The organism is Haloferula chungangensis (genome assembly GCF_042664875.1).
GTDB lineage: Bacteria > Verrucomicrobiota > Verrucomicrobiia > Verrucomicrobiales > Akkermansiaceae > Haloferula > Haloferula chungangensis.
In genome coordinates this window covers 1-503 of sequence record NZ_JBHTBS010000112.1, presented here as the reverse complement: position 1 = coordinate 503, position 503 = coordinate 1, and the positions used below count along the sequence as shown (strand labels likewise).

Genomic DNA, 503 nt, shown 5'->3' with positions numbered 1-503 from the left:
CGCATGAATGAACTTGATAAATCTAAAGATTACGTTATGGTTTGCCGCTCTGGCGGACGCAGTGGTCAAGCTACTCAATTCCTTGAAGATCAAGGATTTAATGTAACAAACATGGATGGCGGAATGATGAATTATGAAGGTGAAACTAAATAACTGAGGGGGATTAAATATGAATATTAAAACAGATCAAACTCTTGATGCGAAAGGTCTTGCTTGCCCGATGCCTATAGTCAAAGCGAAGAAAGCGATAAAAGAATTAGCGTCTGGCCAAGTGATTAAAATTGAAGCAACGGATAAAGGCTCGACAGCCGACATGAAAGCTTGGGCTGACAAGACTGGAAATCAATACCTTGGTACTACGGAAGATCATGATGTTTTGAGCCATTATATTCGCAAATCAAGCGATGAAGACACCCAGGAGAAGCAGCATCCGAATGTTGTGGGTAACGAATCAATAGAATCTTTAGATGAAAATGCGGTTATTTTAGATGTACGCGAATCCG

The 503-nt window shown here is 40.6% G+C and carries 2 protein-coding genes; both read left to right on the top strand.

Translation table 11 applies throughout. The features are described from left to right. Positions 1-153, top strand: a 153-nt coding sequence (locus ACFQY0_RS21450; protein WP_379717170.1) for a rhodanese-like domain-containing protein, incomplete at its 5' end; no start/stop codon positions are given. 16 nt (positions 154-169) lie between these two features. After that, positions 170-503: sulfurtransferase TusA family protein (locus ACFQY0_RS21445; protein ID WP_379717167.1), on the top strand; the 334-nt coding region annotated here is incomplete at its 3' end.